Here is a 15,994-nt window from a genome sequence, read left to right on the forward strand (position 1 = left end):
CTGACTATGTTTGACGATACGCATCCTGAAGGGCCTTACGACAAGCTATCGCAAACGCCCGTTTCCAAAATATCGAACACCGAGTTAGCGCGTTTCATTGAGTTCATTGAGAAGTTTGAAAACGAGACCGAATCCACGCTCTCGATGTCGCTGGGATATCGTGAGATGCGCATGTTGCTGCACGTGATGCGCAACCATCTGGCGGGCCGATTAACCACGCCTACCTCGCTGGCGGATGCCTCAGGGCTAACCTACGGCACCGCCAAGCGCGGTATTGAAAGCATTATGCAGCGCGGCCTTCTCATTTCGCGCCCACGCACAAAGACTGGAAAAACCGTCTCGCTGCATCCTTCCCCACAGATGATAGAAGAGTGGGAAAGCTACGCAGATCGCATTAAGGGCTTACTCGGCCCGCTGTTTGGGATCGACCCCGCCTCAGAATCTGGCAGCAAGATATTTTTAGGTACGTCAGCGTCTCAGCAGGTGATCTCGACACCCGCTGTGCTCTCCGCGCGGCTGGAGCTGAAAGGGGGCTTACGTGTGCTGGCGCATGCGGACCCTACCTTTATGGCCATGCATAATTTAAAGCGGCAGCTAGAGTCCATTTTCGGCCTGGAAATTCGCAATAAAGCGCGCTCCATTGATAACTTGCTGGATGATATTCTCGACAATGCCCGTTTAGCGAAATCCCGCTACGACATTGTCGCCTGCGACTTGCCCTGGTTTGGCGACTTGGTCGCGCAGGGTGTTTTGATGCCGTTAGATGCGCTCATCCAGCGCGATGGCTACGATCTTTCTGACTTCCATCCCATGGCGATCCAAAGCGCTGGTTATGCGGGCTGCCAGTACGGCATACCGGTGCAAACCACCCCTGAACTGCTCTGTTATCGCAAGGATATTTTGGCCGCAGCGCAGTTAACGCCCCCCAGCACCACCGAGGCTTTGGTAAAAGTTGCACGGCAGTTGCACGACCCTGCCAAGGGGCGATACGGCATCGCTTGGAACGCCGCCCGTGGCACGCCGCTGGGGCATACGTTTAGCTTTCTGATGGCTAAATTTGGGCAGCCTATTGTCGATCTACCGCTACATGCAGGCGGCTTTGATTTTCAAAACGCCAGCGGTGAGCAGCTGCGCCCCATGTTTCAATCAGATGCCGCTTACAGAGCCTGCGAGTATATGCTGGATATTCTCAAATACTCCCCGCCGAATATTCTCAATATGTCCTGGTACGAACGGGCGCAGTCCTATGCTTCGGGGGAGTCGTGCATGGCTTACTGCTACACGCTGCTAGCCCCCTTGATTGAGTTCGATAAGCGATCACCGGCATACGGCAATACGGGCTATTTATCACATCCGGTGGGCAATCACGGCAGGGCGATTACCCCCATTGGTGGGTATGCGTTGGCGATACCTGCCAACTTATCAGAAGAGCGGGTGGAGGCCGTATGGACGGCGTTAAAACACCTCACGTCGCCCAATATGTCTAAGCTCTACATCATGAACGGTAGCTTGGTCACGCCGCGTTTTAGCGTTAGCCAAGACCCGGAAGTGTCCGCGCTGTCGCCGTTGATTACGATTGTCGATGATATGGCGAAGCAGGATGTTTTGCAGGCGTGGCCACGTCCGCCGGTTCCTGGCATTACCGAGCTAATCAGCATCGCAGGTAATGAAATTTTCGAGGTGCTAGACGGGCGGCGCTCGATAAAAAAAGCCCTTTCTATCGCCCAAGAGCGCGCTGATAACGTTATGCGGGAAAAGGGCCATTATTGAGCAGGTAAAAAAGGAGTAACCCCCATACCTGAAAGGCAGGTATGGGGGCGGTGGCTTCTTTGCTGGAGGCTTACTGCATGATCATGCCGCCATCGATCATCAGCAGCTGCCCAGTCATGTAATCAGACTCTTGGCTGGCGAGGAACGACGCGGTGCCGACCACATCTTCGGGGTAAGAGTAACGCTTCATCAGAATCATTTTTTCAGCCAGCTCGTCCATCGACTGGCCCTGCTTCTCGAATTTGCCGATGCTGACTAAGTCTTTATCCAGCTGTTCCCAAAGCTCGGTGCGCACTACGCCTGGGGCATAGCCGTTAACGGTAATGTTATGATCAACCAGTGCTTTTGCACCGCCGTTAATCATCGCCAGCACGGCATGCTTGCTGCAAGAGTAGGGCACCACATCGTCAAATGCCTGACGGGAAAGAATCGAGCCCACGTTAATAATTTTATAAGGCCCGCTTTCTTTGCCCTGGCTAATCATTTGTTTAGCGGCTTCCTGCATACCGAGTAAGCAACCCAGCGCATTAACATCCATAATTTGATGCCAATTTTCTTCAGTGATATCCAGAAACATTAACGGCTTATTGATACCGGCATTGTTCACCATCACGTTTAAACTACCAAACGCTTCTACTGTGGCTTTAACGGCTGCCTGCACTTCTGCCCGGTTAGTCACATTCAACTTAATGGCAATAGCATCGCCACCTTTTGATTTGATGCGCTGAGCGACCTCTTCGCACCCCTCAATATTGAGATCCGCCACGCAGACCTTTGCCCCTTGCGCGGCATAATGCTCAGCGACAGCCGCCCCCATGCCACGCGCAGCACCAGTAATGAGACAGTGTTTACCTTTGAGTCGAGTGTTATCCATGAGGTCACCTTGTAAGTTTTGTTGTGGGTCAGTATGCGCTGCTACCTACACCAGAACGTGCTGGTAGTCTGCCGGTAGGCGGCGCTAACAAGGACGTGCGTTGTTAAATCGGCGTTGCGAATAACAGAAGTGCAACCTTGTGATAGGCATTCTCAGGCCGTCTTGACTCTAAAGACAGAGCGCTTCGTTGTTAATATGACCAGATTGGACTTTTTTCCATCTCTTGCATTGTGAAAAGCAAAAGGGGCGGTGTTTTAATCCTCTTAGTATCAATGAATAGCGCCGTGCATATCTAATAAAAACGTTTTATCAATTACTGGCGCACTCTCTTAACGCTAGGTGTTAGCCCTATTACATCTAACGTTTATTCCTATCTTGATTTCTTCTTATAAAAATAAATCGAGGTGCTTATGTCTCAGCCATGCATTATCTGTGTTGCCATTACGGGAAGCCTGCCACGTAAAGAGAATAATCCTGCGGTGCCCATTACGGTCAATGAACAAATCGAAAGTACCCAGGCGGCCTTTGAAGCGGGTGCCAGTATTGCGCATTGCCATGTGCGTAACGACGACCAAACGCCGTCATCCGACCCAGAGAAGTTTGGCCGCCTGATGGAAGGGCTTAAGAAACACTGCCCAGGCATGATTATCCAGCTTTCCACCGGTGGCCGATCCGGTGCCGGTGAAGCTCGCGGCGGCATGCTGCCGCTGAAACCGGATATGGCTAGCCTATCGGTGGGTTCGAATAACTTTCCCAGCCGTGTTTACGAGAACCCTCCCCATTTGGTGGAGTGGCTGGCGGGCGAAATGCTCAAGTACAACGTGAAGCCTGAAATTGAGGCGTTTGATCTCTCGCACATCCATCAGGCGGTTGCGCTCTCAAAGCAGGGCAAGTTAAAAGCGCCGCTTTACGTCCAGTTCGTCATGGGGGTTAAAAACTCAATGCCCGCCGACAAACACAGCTTTGACTTCTTTATTGAGACGCTCAAGCGACTAGCTCCCGACGCCCAGTGGTGCGGCGCAGGCATAGGAGCCAACCAATACCGGCTTAACGAATGGTCAATTGCCGCAGGCGGCCATACCCGTACCGGGCTTGAAGACAACGTGCGGATAGATCGCGATACCCTAGCCGCTTCCAACGCCGCCCTTGTCGAGAGAACCGTCGCGCTGTGTGAAAAATATCAGCGCCCGGTCGCCACCTGGCAGCAGGCCCGCGACATACTGGGGCTGCAGATGGCGTGAGGCTATTTCCCCGCGTGGTGCGATGCGATAAATGGCTTCCAAGTAAGCGCCATTCTGTTGCTCGATATAGGCGTTCCGGGAATGAAGAAAAGGGCTGCCATGCCCAGTGAGGTGCTGGAAATTCACTGAAGAAAAGGGCTGCCATGCCCAGTGAGGTGCTGGAAATTCACTACAATGCTTTTTGCATTTGTTCGTTGATTTTTGTAAGTGTTGGGCTATTATCCATCTGTGCGTAGTTTTTATTAGCCTACTAAGGAAAAGTCGCCATGTTGAAGGGGCTTGTGCTGTGCTTTGCAGTATTATTTGCGCAATTGGCGGTTCTGAATATTCTTGATGCACGGTTATACAACGCACAAGACGTTCGGCAAGCGAATACAGCAGCTCTTACACCGCAGAAAGATGAGGAAGTTAAGGGAAAGAGCGAGCAGTCCTGAAAAGAACTGCTGCTAATGTTGTTTAGCTTCTATAATTGGCAGTGGCTGAAGGTCGTACTTAGGCCACTGCTACATCGAAATCATGACTCAGTCTGCGTGTCATCAAGCCACCGTATAAATGTTTTCCATGAACGTTCGTCGGCTCGTTGGTCGTAACGGTCACTGCCAAACACGCTAAAGGCATGGGGTGCGCCTGAATAAATCCCTACTTCGTAAGTTACGCCTGCCTTTTCAAGTGTGCTGGCTAGGGCGGCTACGTCGTCGAGGCTTATAGAGGTGTCTGCACCGCCATGAGCAATATAAATGGGTGGCGTGTCACTGGCGTACGATTGGCCTTCGGGTGTGTCTAGGCCTCCATGGAAGGTAGCGTATGCTGCGATGTTATCTGCCTCGCCAGAGCGTGCAATTTCCAAGGCGACCGCCCCGCCAAAGCAGTAGCCCATGATGATGGTGCGGGTATCAGCCCCTTCGGTTCTAGCTTGAGCCAAACCAGCAAGGGTGAGAGTTCGCATCCGCTCCCGATCTTCATAAAGCGCACGGGTGGCGGCCTGTTTGTCTTCAGTGGCTTGTGGACGGTTGCCTGCACCAAAAAGATCGACGGCAAACGCATCGTAACCCTTCTCTGCGAACATATCGGCACGCTGGCGCTCGTAGTCATCCAGCCCGTCCCAATCATGCACAATGACGACGCTGCCTTTGGCATGCTCACCGGCAGAGACGAAATAACCTTCAAAGCTTTCGCCATTTACATCATAGCTAACGTCTTCGCCGCTGGGGGTAAAGCCGTAAGCAGCTACAGAAAATAGCGAGCTGGATAGGATAGAAATAGAAAGTGCAACAAAGCCCAGGCGTGGGAGTGAGGCAGGGATTTTATGATGCATTTTTTTGTCCAATTCAAGGTAGAGATCAAAGCATAGCCAACCTTCTCCAAAGGAGTGCGATAAAAGCATCCACTTAACGTTTAGACAAAGACTTGCGTCTGGAACTTGGTGACGGCATTCTTGTCCGTTGATAGTACGACTACTAGGGAGCATAGATACATGGCCTTTAACGATTCAAACATGGCAAGAACGCAAACCCACAGTGCGGTAAGTAGCGTCAGTGCCAACAAGGTGCTGCGTAACACCTACGCACTACTGGCAATGACGCTGCTGTTTTCTGCTGTCATGGCGGGTGCCTCTGTTGCAATGGGTATCCAGCAGATGAACATCTTTGTGTTCTTCATCGGCGCCTATGGTCTGATGTTCTTGGTTCACAAAACCGCTAACTCTGCAGTTGGTCTGTTATCAACTTTCGCGTTTACGGGCTTTATGGGGTTCACCCTTGGCCCCATCATTTCTGCCTACCTAACGCTACCTAACGGTGGTGCGCTCATCATGAACGCGCTAGCCATGACGGGCCTGACGTTCATTGGTCTTTCCGCAGTAGCGCTCACCACTAAGAAAGACTTTAGCTTCCTGGGTAACTTCTTGATGGCGGGCGCTATTGTTCTTATCTTGGCGATGGTAGCTGGATTGATCTTCAATATACCGGCGCTTTCGCTAATGGTTTCCGCTGGTTTCGTGCTGTTTGCTTCAGCAGCGATTCTTTACCAAACCAGCGAAATTGTGCACCGTGCTGGCGAGACCAACTACATCCTCGCGACTGTGACGCTGTACGTTTCCATCTACAATCTGTTCGTCAGCCTGCTGTCTATCTTGGGCATCATGAGCAACGACTGATTAGTGGCAAGAAGGCAGTCGCTTACTGAAGTGGCACTAACGGCAGACCCTACTCAGTAGGGTCTGTTTTTTTTCGTTGAGTCGGCACGAGATGACGTTATGGAGTACGGCTTATTAGTAATGGGCGCGCCTTACACGAGTGCAGCGCCTCACTCCGCTCTGCGCTTTGCTAAAGCGGTGATTAGCAGAGGCCACCAAGTGGCGGGGGTATTTTTCTATCAAGAGGGTATACATAACGCTTCTATGCTGATGGCGCCCCCTCAGGATGAGCTCAACATGCATGACGCATGGGCAGCACTACATCACGAACACGGTGTTGCATTAGATGTTTGCATTGCTGCAGCGTTGCGTCGTGGCGTGATGAGTGAAGCTGAGGCAAAACGGCATGGCAAAGCACATTTCAGCTTGGCGGCGCCTTTTGAATTAACAGGGTTAGGCCAGCTGTTATCGTTGCAGCAGCGCTGTGATCGTTTAGTCACCTTTGCATAGGAGCGGATGCCAGTGAGTAATGAAAACGAGCGACTCGTAATTATTCGACATGCACCGTTTAGCTCCAATGCCCTGAGAGAAGGGCTAGATGTCGCCTTAGTGGCAGCGGCCTTTGGCCAAGTGGTCAACTTGCTGTTTATGGGACAGGGCGTGCTGGCTCTGGTGAAGGAGCAGGCAACAGGCGCACCAGGACAAAAAGCGACATTACCTACCATCGATATGCTTGAAATGTACGATATTGATGAGTTGCTGGTGACAGCACGGGACCTAGAGGCACTGAATTTGAACGCCGATAAGCTAGTGGATGGGGTAACGATCATTACTGATAATGAGCTTCCTGAGCTGCTCAACCGCCACTCTAATGTACTGAACTTTTAAATCGGGCAGGGTGACATGCTACATATTTTGAATAAGCCCCCGTATAGCGAGGCAGCCCAGCAAATGCTCTCTACCGCGTCAGCAGGCGATAGTGTTTTGTTAATCGAGGATGCCGTACAAGCAGTACTGCATTCTGACTGGCAAGGCTGGCGTGCCGTTGGCGAGCAAATATTTCTATTGAAAGAGGATGCGGCGTCTCGCGGATTGCTTTTTCTAGCGGCCACAATAGGCGCCAAAGTGGTTGATATGGATGGCTTTGTAGCGCTGACTGAACATAATACAAACATCATATCCTGGTACTGACGAATGAGTAATGAAAATTTATACCGTTATCTTTGTTCAGATAAAAAAGTAGAGCTTGATCCCGAGGGTTATTTAGTAGAACGGGGGGTATGGAACGCCGAAATCGCTGAACTGCTTGCAGAAGATGAGGGTGTCACACTCACTGATGAACACTGGGAGCTGATTCATTTGGTACGTGATTTCTACGCTCGCTATGAAATGGCGCCCGCGATGCGCCCGTTAGTTAAAGCTACGAAGCAGGCTTTAGGTGATGAAAAAGGGCGTTCGGTCTACCTGATGACGCTTTTTCCTGGCAGCCCACCCAAGCGACTGGCCCGCATTGCGGGTTTGCCCAAACCGACGAACTGTTTGTAATTAAGCGTTGAAGGCGTTACGTCAAATCTCCTCGGGTACACACAGAAAGCACGATAGCATCGTCTTCGCTGGTAGAGACCAGGGCATGGCCCATATCGCTATCAAAATAGATGCTGTCACCTTCTGCTAGTACTACAGGCGCATAAAACTCTGTGTAAAGCAGGATGTCACCGAATAGCACCATCAAGAACTCTTCGCCATCGTGCCGCACCCACTGCTGATACTCCTCAAAACTGCGCGCTCGAACGATGGTTTTAAACGGAATCATGCGCTTTTGCGCAAGCTGATGGCCTAGCAGCTCATGCTCATAGGTGGGGGTGGGGTGCAGCTGCCCTTTACCTTTGCGAGTCAGGTCACGGCGCCCCATCGTATAGCGTTCGCGCTTGGGAGGGGTTAAAAGCTGGGGTAAATCAATACCAAGGCCGTTAATGAGTTTCTGGACGACGCTGAACGTTGGTGAGATTTGATCGTTTTCAATTTTGGAGAGCGTGGAGCGGGCAATGCCAGTGCGTTGGCTCACGTCTTCCAGTGTCCATTGATTTGCCAGACGTATTTGTTTTAACCGCTCACCTAAACGGAGCGGCTCAACAAAAGGTTTTCGCCCTGACGCGATGCGCAGGGCAGCGTGCTCTTCAGAAGTTGCGGTCATAAAAGCCACGTAGTAAAGCGTCAATAAAACCGCATACTAGCACAGCCGTTCATGCCGTAGGGGGCACACTAGGGGGTGTTCGTAAAAGGTAAGCCTAATAATGCTTTCATGTGGGCTTCTACGCCGCTTGCCAACGTTTTAAGGTTATAGCCCCCTTCAAGTACGGACACCACGCGGTTCTCTGCGTAGAGGGCGGCAATTTCCATGGCTAAGTGGGTAATCCAGTAAAAATCCTCGTCACCAAGACAAACATCGCCCATAGGGTCGTCTCGATGCGCATCAAATCCTGCTGAAAGCATCACTAGGTCAGGTTTAAACGCGTGCAGCGCGGGTAGCCAGCGCCGCTCAATAACACGCCTGAATTCAACGCTATCAGTGCCTACCTCCAAAGGGGTGTTAACCACATTTTGCCATTCGCTGCGCAAGTAACGCCAAGGGTAGAAAGGGTACTGAAAGCTTGTGCAAATAAGTACGTTCGGGTCGTTCTTAAAAATATCAATCGTGCCGTTACACTGGTGCACATCAAAGTCTAGGATAGCAACGCGTTTAGCGCCGTATTTGGCTTTGGCATGAGCAGCGCCTACGGCGATATTGTTATAAAAACAGAAGCCCATCGCGTCGGCGGCTTCTGCGTGATGACCCGGTGGGCGGACAGCGCAAAAAACATTATCCGCCTGGCGTTTGAATACCTGATCCACGCCGCGAACCACGGCGCCGGCAGCCACTCGGGCGGCATTTAAGCTGTCAGGGTTCATCATAGTGTCGCTATCTAGCGTCACAATGCCTTGTGTTGGTACACACTTTTCAAGCGCTTTTAAATGCCTGACTGGATGCACTCTGGCGAGCGCTTCTTCGCTAACTTCCAGGGCATCGGCCTGCATAGTTTGCTGAAGGAGGCCAGCAAGCGATAAACGTGCCTGGATAGCTTCCAGCCGCAAAGGGCTTTCAGGGTGCTCAGGGCCCATATGGTGCAATGAACAGTCAGGATGGGTAAGGTAGGCAGTAATCATGCAAGCGCTCCAGTCATATTGTCGTTACCATAATCGCCAGGGGGGCTTGCGCGACAGTCACAATAAGTCGTACACAGTGGTTAATCATCCCAGGGAGGCATGTCCGTGAGCACACGCTTTTTACATCATTTTTTTGAGCCTCGTACGGTAGCGGTGTTTGGCGCCTCTGAGAAACCTGCGTCACTTGGCGGTTTAGTGCTTCGAAACCTTCAAGAAGCTGACTTCAAGGGCAAAATTTGGGCAGTTAACCTCAAAGGCTATCACAAGGTATTCGGCGCCGATTGTGTGCGAAATGTAAGCGAGTTGCCGGAAGTGCCTGATTTGGCGGTTATTTGCTCGCCCATTGAGGGGGTGGCAAGCCTCATCAAAAAGCTTGGCCAGTTCGGAGTAAAAGCGGCGCTTGTGCTTTCGGGGGGAGCTTATTTAGATCGCGAGAAAGGCAATAAGGGGTCTATTCGCCAGCAAATGCTGCAAGCGGCAAGGGAGTCAGGAATACGCGTCCTGGGTCCTGAGTGCATGGGGCTGATTGTGCCTGGCAAAAAACTTAATGCTTCTTATGCTAGCCAGCCGGTAAAAGCGGGCAGAGTCGCTTATTTAGGCCAGTCCGGCATGCTTGCTAACGCTATGATCGACTGGGCAGCAGGGCGTGATGTGGGCTTTTCTCATTTAATCACGGTGGGCGACAGTGTTGATGTGTTGCTGCCAGACTTAATTGATTACGTGAATCAGTTTTCACCCGCCCAAGCAATTCTGCTCCACCTTGAACGCGTCACAGATGCCCAGCATTTTATGACCTCGGTGCGCGACGCATCCCGTAATCGCCTTGTGCTAGCCATCAAAAGCGGTCGTACGGCGCAGTCGGATATCTCAGGCATGGCGCCGACCCCAGGCATTGCCAACCGCGACGTGGTCTTCGACGCTGCATTTGCCCGCGCGGGTGTGGTCAGGGTAGATGACTCAGATGAGCTGCTTGATGCTTTGGAGACGCTATCACGCATGAAGCCACTGCGTGGCGATCGTTTAGCAGTGGTATCCAATGGCCTAGGCCCCGCCATGTTAGCGATCGATAAGCTAATTAGCGCGGGAGGAAAGCTGGCTGAGTTCACCGCAGAAACGCAGACTGCACTGCATAAAAGCCACGTCGATATGAGTAAGCCTGGTGAAAACCCTGTGGATCTGGGCGGGAATGCGACGCCAGCGCGTTTTGTTGAGGCGTTAACAATTGTGGCTAACGATGCCAACGTCGATGCCGTGCTAGTGGTGCATGCGCCAACGCGTTTAGCCCCGTCGGTAGCGACGGCAAAAGCCCTGATTGATAACCGTAAGTTGTTTAAACGTAATTTATTGACGAGCTGGATGGGCTTAAAAGAAGCCTTAAACGCTCGGCATGAGTGCAACGTAGCGGGTATTCCTACTTATACATCGCCCGAAAAAGCAGTCAAAGCATTTATGCATATGGTGGATTACCAGCGAGTGCAGGCGCTTCTTCAAGAAATACCGCCCAGCCTGCCTTTTTCTACCAGCCCCGCTATACGCGCTGAATGCCGCGCCCTGATTACTCAAGCGAAAGAGCAGGGAAGGCAGACGCTTACCCATTCTGAGACAGCACAGGTGCTGGAAGCCTATGGTATTCCCGCCGCTCCGAGTGTTTATTTATCAAGCCCCGAAGAGGCGTTGGCATTAGCCGACAATATCCCAGGGCCCAAAGCACTCAAAGTCATACATGAGGGAAACTGCCGGCCTTATCGTTATCGAAAGCATCCTCATAAAATATCCGCAGGCTTAATGCAGGATTTAACAACACCTGAGCAAGTAGCGGAGGGTGTGCGGCAGTTAGGCGATAAGGTGCGTGAAAAGTTTCCCGAATACACCATTCGTGAATACTGTTTACAGCCAATGCAGCGCGGTAAGCATTCGATGCAGATATGCGCTGGCATTACGCGAGATCCGGTTTTTGGCCCCCTGATTGTGTTTGGTATTGGGGGTTATAAGGTAAATGTTTTAGCCGATCGCCAAATTGCTTTACCTCCCCTTAATATGAGCTTGGCCGCCGATATGGTGGGGCGAACCCATGCGGCTTCGTTGATTCGTGAGCACTCAGCAGACCCAGAGCGAGATATTCAACATTTGTGCCAGCTGCTGGTGAAGTTATCGCAGATGGCATCCGATCTGGGGGATTTGCGCGGTTTGGAATTGAACCCGCTACTGTTAAATCGTGATGGAATGCTGGCGGTCGATTTCGCAATGGACTTAGGCCCCCCCGCGCGCTTTGCTATCATGCCTTACCCAGAAGAGCTGCGCGAATGGGTGACCCTGAAAAATGGCTGGAAGGTAGAGGTTCGGCCTATTCGAGCGGAAGATGCGCCACTGATTACCACGTTCCATCGTCAACTGTCGGAAGAGAGTATTCGCTTTCGCTATTTTCATCATAAATCCAACCTGACGCAGCGCGACTTATCGATACTTTCGCATATCAACTACGATCGCCAAATGGCCTTTATTGCTGAGCATCAGCATGATGATGGAAGCAAGGAAATGCTGGGTGTCGTTCGGGTGTGGAATGATCCGGATAATATTCGCACCGAGTTTTCAGTGATTATTCGTGATGATCTGCAGGGGCTGGGTATAGGTAGTCTTTTAATGAAAAAAATGATCGATTACTGCACCAGCATTGGCACCCTTGAAATGATTGGCAAAATCATGGTCGATAACCACCCAATGCGGGCATTAATGAAGCATTTGGGCTTTAAGTGCCGCTATAACATGGAGGAGCAGGTCGTTGATGCGGTGTTGCGTCTCAATGAACCAGAGAGCGAGTGGCAGCGGCATCGCTTAGAGAGTCAGCCCGATTAACCGCAGCTCTATTTCAGTAGACGTCGCCCGTCTCGACACAGTGCTGATAGAGGGGCCTGACGGTGTGCAGGCCCCTAAAACGGTGCTAGGGAGCCAAGCGGAAGCGGCTCCACGCACCACCGTCACGCCGTTCAAATCTTAGGCGATCATGCAAGCGGCTGGGCTGTCCCTGCCAAAATTCGATCATTTCAGGTGCAACCCGATACCCACCCCAATGAATGGGCCGAGGAATATCTTGCCCATCGTAAGCTTGTTCAAAGCGCTTTTGGCGCTCTACAATCCAGTTACGGTCAGGGATTACAACACTTTGGGTAGCAATCCAAGCGCCTAACTGGCTGCCCCGCGGCCGGCTTGAGAAGTACTCATCGGATTCGTCGGCCGTTACCTGCTCTACTGGCCCTTCAATTCGGACTTGACGCGATAGCGATGGCCACCAAAACGTCATAGCAGCATAAGGCACATTGCTTAATTCGCTGCCTTTATGGCTGTGGTAGTTGGTAAAGAAAACCATGCCGCGCTCGTCAAACCCTTTGAGTAGCACAACCCGTGCATGAGGGCGTCCCTGACTATCCACCGTTGCCAGAGTCATGGCGTTGCCGTCTTTCCCCTCGTTTTCAAGCGCGAGCGTGAACCATTCGTCAAAGAGCTCGAATGGGTTGTAGGGGGTTTGCGCCTCATCTAAGCGTCCGCCTTCATAATCACGCCTAATATCAGCTATGTTACGCGTCATTGAATGGTGCTCCCTTGCGGTAAAGTTGAACCTTGCTTTTCATGTTCGCTGGTCTGCTAATAAAGCTCAAGTATTGATCAGATAGCGGTGCATCAGATGTTTTGTCCTAGGCGTCGCTCAGGATTAATGAGAAACTCGCTCAGCATAACGATAGAGGACTGTAAATGGTTAATAATACACAGCGTGTGTTGGTATGGGACGGGCTAATACGGTTATTTCATTGGGGGCTGCTAGCGGCTGTCGCTTTTTCTTACTACACCACTAAAACCGATGGAGCTCCATTTCTATTTCCCATCGAAGTTCATGCTCAAGCAGGCTATATCATTATAGGCCTGCTGGTGTTTCGTGTTATTTGGGGGGGTGTCGGTACTGTTTACGCTCGTTTCAGTCATTTTTTATACACTCCCGTCGCAACAGCTGCCTATACTAGATCGCTGCTGGCTCGCCGCGCACCCCGCTATGCTAGTCATAATCCTTTGGGTGGTTGGATGGTGGTTCTCATGCTTGTTTCATTAGCTTTTCAATCGCTTAGCGGTTTATTTCTTAGTGATGATATTTTTTTTCAGGGGCCGTTATATGGCTTAGTAGGCCGCGATATCAGCGGCGAACTTGCTACCTTGCATGCCTTCAACAGTGACCTGCTTCTAGTATTGATAAGTGTGCATGTGTTGGCCATTGTGGCCCATCAACTGCAAGGAGAACACTTAGTGGCTGCTATGGTGACCGGCATCAAGCGCTTTAATCATCCCCCTCACGACATAGCATCGTCAAACTTTCCCAAACGGCGGTTTCGAGCAGTCATTGCATTGCTCTTTGCTGTAAGTGTCGCTGGCTGGCTCTGGTTTTATTAGCGATATGTTTTACTAGCGATATGTATTGGTAACGAGCGATGGCCTTGATAACCGATATCAAGGCCATCAAGCCTCTAAGCTTCACGCAGCTGTCGACTGCGAAAGCGTGCATACGCCATGCAGCCGGTAAATAGAGCAAGTGATACGAGCGCTTCTAACACGCCCCGAAGCCCTTGCCCCGGCAGGGTCGCGAGCATTACTCCCTGAGTAAAATAGAGTAGGCTGACAAACGCAAGCCATGCATGACCTCGGGCGCGCTGACCTATAATGGACGGCAGAAATAGTACCAGTGGCAATACAAACGCCACCACGGGGCGCCAATTAAACGTGTCTTCTTGAATGAAAAAGCCACGATAAACCACCAGTATGAAGAGAATCACAAAACTGATAAGCACCAGCTGCCGCGATTGACGGGTTAAGTTATCGATTCCATGGCGGCTTTCAAGCGATTCTAACCACTGCCTCATGATGTTTTCTCCCCGCGCATGTGGTGGAGCGCTAAAGCTAATCGTGCCAGACGCTTACCTTGAGCAACGCATAATAAACGCTCGTCCTCATCCACTGGCCGGTCACTGCGGACACCGGCTACGTGGCTAGTGCCGTAGGGTGTACCACCCGTTTGGGTGTTGATAAGCGTGGTTTCACTGTAAGGAACACCCGCATATACCATGCCATGGTGTAATAAGGGCACTAGCATGGTTAGTAACGTACTCTCTTGGCCCCCATGCAAACTAGAGGTTGATGTAAAGGCGCTGGCAGGTTTGTCAATTAATGCACCGTTCATCCAGAGGCTGCTCGTCGTATCTAAAAAGTATTTCAGTGGCGCAGCCATATTGCCAAACCGCGTTGGGCTACCTAACACTAACCCACTGCATTGGCGCAGATCTTCTAGGTCCGCGTATATAGCACCTTCCTCTGGGATCTCTGGGTCAACGGCGTCACATGTAGGCGAGACCGGCGGCACCGTGCGTAACTTTGCTTCAATGCCTGGAATGCTCTCGACACCTGCAGCTATCTGGTGCGCCATAGCGGCTGTTGCGCCAGAGCGTGAATAGTAAAGAATTAGAACGAACGGTGTGGAATCACTCATAATATGTCCTAAGGGTGAAAGAGAAGCCAGCAATCGAAGGCGCTGCGTTATTCACCTATGGTACCAGAGCGGCTTGATAGTCAGGAGAGGGTAAGCGTACATAGACCCAGGCCGTTGTTCCATCGGTCAGCGTCTGCTTTACGCGCTCATAGCGAATGCCCAGGCGTTCGTAGCGGTCTAAACGCGCCAGCTGATTCGGTGTAACCTCAAGTAATAAGCCGTCCACATGCGCTTCTTGATTTTGCGTCAAATCCAAACTATTGCGCTCATACCCCTCTAAAGTAGCCTGCGTCGGGTTGCCTGATGCATACATCACCACCCAGCGGACGGGGGCATAGCGTAGCGTCCCGTAAACAAATACCTGATGGGTGCGCTGTTCAATATCAGGCAGGTGAGCAGGTCGTTCATAGAACCATGGGCTTAGCATAGTCAGCCATAGCCATGTGGCAATACCTAGCATTACTAATGCGCTGCCTAGCAGGCACCGTTTCAACCAAACCATGCGCTTACCTCTTTGTCATACCCTATATTAAGCCTTGCGTGTCTACTTAATGAACTCACGTCTTAAGCAATTCTCACGGTTTTGCTAGGATACGCCTGAAATGCTTTTAAGCATTCGACCCTACCGGAGGAGCCTGTTATGAATCAATCACTTCGTGATGAGATGGATTTCAGTGCCTTGGTCGGCGATGTAAAGCCGCTGGCCAAGCACAACCGCGCGGATACAGGCACTCAGCGTCAGCGACCAACAGAAGCCCAGTTAGCGCGTCGCGAAAGCGCTGAAGAGCAATTGGATGAACGTAATTTTTTATCCGATGATTTTGTCGATCTTCTGCCCCCTTTTGATCCCATTGAGTACCGCCGCGAGGGCATTCAGCAGGGCGTGGTCGATAAACTGAAGGACGGTGGCTATAGCGTACAGGCGCAGCTGCATCTGTTACGCCGGCCCTTGGCCGAGTGCCGCAGAATGCTATTTCCGTTTATTCAAGAAGCTTACGCTCACGACCTCCGTTCTGTGCTGATTGTGCATGGCAGAGGTCGAGACATCGACAGCCCGGCGAATGTTTTGCGTTCCTATCTGGCCAAATGGCTGACTCAGTTTGACGAGGTGCAGGCGTATGTTTCCGCGCAGCCTTCGGAGGGCGGCCTTGGAGCCACTTGGGTCATGCTTCGTAAAAGTGACCGTGCGAAGGCTAACAACCGTGAGCGTCAGCAAAAACGACGCGGCTAACGTTCGCTATGGGTGA

The 15,994-nt window shown here is 51.5% G+C and carries 19 protein-coding genes; 11 read left to right on the forward strand and 8 right to left on the reverse strand.

Annotated elements, in window-relative coordinates; all coding sequences use genetic code 11:
* Positions 1–6: 6 nt before the first annotated feature.
* On the forward strand, positions 7–1,770 hold the full coding sequence (locus tag LG301_RS07545) for an ABC transporter substrate-binding protein (RefSeq protein ID WP_404474778.1): 1,764 nt from the start codon (positions 7–9) through the stop codon (positions 1,768–1,770).
* Positions 1,771–1,840: 70 nt separating this feature from the next.
* Here the strand turns inward: LG301_RS07545 and LG301_RS07550 are convergent, their stop codons facing one another.
* A complete protein-coding gene (locus LG301_RS07550; protein ID WP_188638763.1) occupies positions 1,841–2,644 on the reverse strand; it encodes an SDR family NAD(P)-dependent oxidoreductase in 804 nt (267 codons plus the stop codon).
* Between the two features lie 410 nt (positions 2,645–3,054).
* On the opposite strand from LG301_RS07550, the gene LG301_RS07555 reads away from it, so the two are divergent.
* Together LG301_RS07555 and LG301_RS07560 are read left to right on the forward strand one after the other, a co-directional pair.
* On the forward strand, positions 3,055–3,885 hold the full coding sequence (locus tag LG301_RS07555) for a 3-keto-5-aminohexanoate cleavage protein (protein ID WP_404474780.1): 831 nt from the start codon (positions 3,055–3,057) through the stop codon (positions 3,883–3,885).
* 266 nt (positions 3,886–4,151) lie between these two features.
* On the forward strand, positions 4,152–4,319 hold the full coding sequence (locus tag LG301_RS07560) for a hypothetical protein (RefSeq protein WP_404474782.1): 168 nt from the start codon (positions 4,152–4,154) through the stop codon (positions 4,317–4,319).
* An 80-nt stretch (positions 4,320–4,399) separates the two neighbouring features.
* On the opposite strand, the gene LG301_RS07565 is transcribed toward LG301_RS07560, so the two are convergent.
* On the reverse strand, positions 4,400–5,200 hold the full coding sequence (locus LG301_RS07565) for a dienelactone hydrolase family protein (protein ID WP_404474784.1): 801 nt from the start codon (positions 5,198–5,200) through the stop codon (positions 4,400–4,402).
* A 159-nt stretch (positions 5,201–5,359) separates the two neighbouring features.
* On the opposite strand from LG301_RS07565, the gene LG301_RS07570 reads away from it, so the two are divergent.
* The 5 genes from LG301_RS07570 (at position 5,360) to LG301_RS07590 (ending at position 7,564) form a co-directional block, all read left to right on the forward strand.
* Positions 5,360–6,040 carry a Bax inhibitor-1/YccA family protein gene (locus LG301_RS07570; protein WP_404474786.1) on the forward strand — a complete coding sequence of 227 codons (681 nt, stop codon included), beginning with the start codon at positions 5,360–5,362 and terminating at the stop codon, positions 6,038–6,040.
* Between the two features lie 99 nt (positions 6,041–6,139).
* On the forward strand, positions 6,140–6,529 hold the full coding sequence (gene tusD, locus LG301_RS07575; protein ID WP_404474788.1) for a sulfurtransferase complex subunit TusD: 390 nt from the start codon (positions 6,140–6,142) through the stop codon (positions 6,527–6,529).
* 6 nt (positions 6,530–6,535) lie between these two features.
* The gene (gene tusC, locus LG301_RS07580) at positions 6,536–6,907 is read left to right on the forward strand and encodes a sulfurtransferase complex subunit TusC (RefSeq protein WP_404474790.1); all 372 of its coding nucleotides are present in this window, start codon (positions 6,536–6,538) and stop codon (positions 6,905–6,907) included.
* A gap of 15 nt (positions 6,908–6,922) precedes the next feature.
* A complete protein-coding gene (tusB, locus tag LG301_RS07585) occupies positions 6,923–7,210 on the forward strand; it encodes a sulfurtransferase complex subunit TusB (RefSeq protein WP_404474792.1) in 288 nt (95 codons plus the stop codon).
* A 3-nt stretch (positions 7,211–7,213) separates the two neighbouring features.
* On the forward strand, positions 7,214–7,564 hold the full coding sequence (locus LG301_RS07590) for a TusE/DsrC/DsvC family sulfur relay protein (RefSeq protein ID WP_404474794.1): 351 nt from the start codon (positions 7,214–7,216) through the stop codon (positions 7,562–7,564).
* Positions 7,565–7,580: 16 nt separating this feature from the next.
* Here the strand turns inward: LG301_RS07590 and LG301_RS07595 are convergent, their stop codons facing one another.
* Both LG301_RS07595 and LG301_RS07600 read right to left on the reverse strand, forming a co-directional pair.
* A complete protein-coding gene (locus LG301_RS07595) occupies positions 7,581–8,213 on the reverse strand; it encodes a helix-turn-helix domain-containing protein (protein ID WP_404474796.1) in 633 nt (210 codons plus the stop codon).
* Between the two features lie 68 nt (positions 8,214–8,281).
* Positions 8,282–9,223: a histone deacetylase family protein gene (locus LG301_RS07600; RefSeq protein ID WP_404474798.1), complete on the reverse strand. Its 942-nt coding sequence runs from the start codon at positions 9,221–9,223 to the stop codon at positions 8,282–8,284.
* A gap of 105 nt (positions 9,224–9,328) precedes the next feature.
* On the opposite strand from LG301_RS07600, the gene LG301_RS07605 reads away from it, so the two are divergent.
* Positions 9,329–12,076, forward strand: a complete 2,748-nt coding sequence (locus LG301_RS07605; protein WP_404474800.1) for a GNAT family N-acetyltransferase — start codon at positions 9,329–9,331, stop codon at positions 12,074–12,076.
* A gap of 85 nt (positions 12,077–12,161) precedes the next feature.
* Here LG301_RS07605 and pdxH read toward each other — a convergent pair whose 3' ends face one another.
* Positions 12,162–12,806, reverse strand: coding sequence for a pyridoxamine 5'-phosphate oxidase (pdxH, locus tag LG301_RS07610; protein WP_404474802.1), 645 nt, complete (start codon positions 12,804–12,806; stop codon positions 12,162–12,164).
* A 164-nt stretch (positions 12,807–12,970) separates the two neighbouring features.
* Between pdxH and LG301_RS07615 the strand changes: the two genes are divergently transcribed.
* Complete coding sequence (locus tag LG301_RS07615) at positions 12,971–13,657, forward strand: cytochrome b/b6 domain-containing protein (RefSeq protein WP_404474804.1); 687 nt, start codon at positions 12,971–12,973, stop codon at positions 13,655–13,657.
* A gap of 74 nt (positions 13,658–13,731) precedes the next feature.
* On the opposite strand, the gene LG301_RS07620 is transcribed toward LG301_RS07615, so the two are convergent.
* Genes LG301_RS07620 through LG301_RS07630 form a run of 3 tightly spaced genes read right to left on the reverse strand, consistent with a single transcriptional unit; the run spans position 13,732 to position 15,249 of the window.
* Complete coding sequence (locus LG301_RS07620) at positions 13,732–14,124, reverse strand: DUF2069 domain-containing protein (protein WP_404474806.1); 393 nt, start codon at positions 14,122–14,124, stop codon at positions 13,732–13,734.
* The gene (gene wrbA / locus LG301_RS07625; protein ID WP_404474808.1) at positions 14,121–14,747 is read right to left on the reverse strand and encodes an NAD(P)H:quinone oxidoreductase; all 627 of its coding nucleotides are present in this window, start codon (positions 14,745–14,747) and stop codon (positions 14,121–14,123) included. The genes LG301_RS07620 and wrbA overlap by 4 nt, the downstream gene beginning before the upstream one ends.
* A gap of 55 nt (positions 14,748–14,802) precedes the next feature.
* On the reverse strand, positions 14,803–15,249 hold the full coding sequence (locus LG301_RS07630) for a gamma-glutamylcyclotransferase family protein (protein ID WP_404474810.1): 447 nt from the start codon (positions 15,247–15,249) through the stop codon (positions 14,803–14,805).
* Positions 15,250–15,387: 138 nt separating this feature from the next.
* Here LG301_RS07630 and smrA point away from each other — a divergent pair, with 138 nt between their 5' ends.
* Entirely contained in the window at positions 15,388–15,978 is a 591-nt protein-coding gene (gene smrA, locus LG301_RS07635) for a DNA endonuclease SmrA (protein WP_404474812.1), read from the forward strand.
* The last annotated feature ends 16 nt before the right edge of the window (positions 15,979–15,994 follow it).

Source organism: Vreelandella venusta (genome assembly GCF_044809155.1).
GTDB classification, from domain to species: domain Bacteria; phylum Pseudomonadota; class Gammaproteobacteria; order Pseudomonadales; family Halomonadaceae; genus Vreelandella; species Vreelandella venusta_B.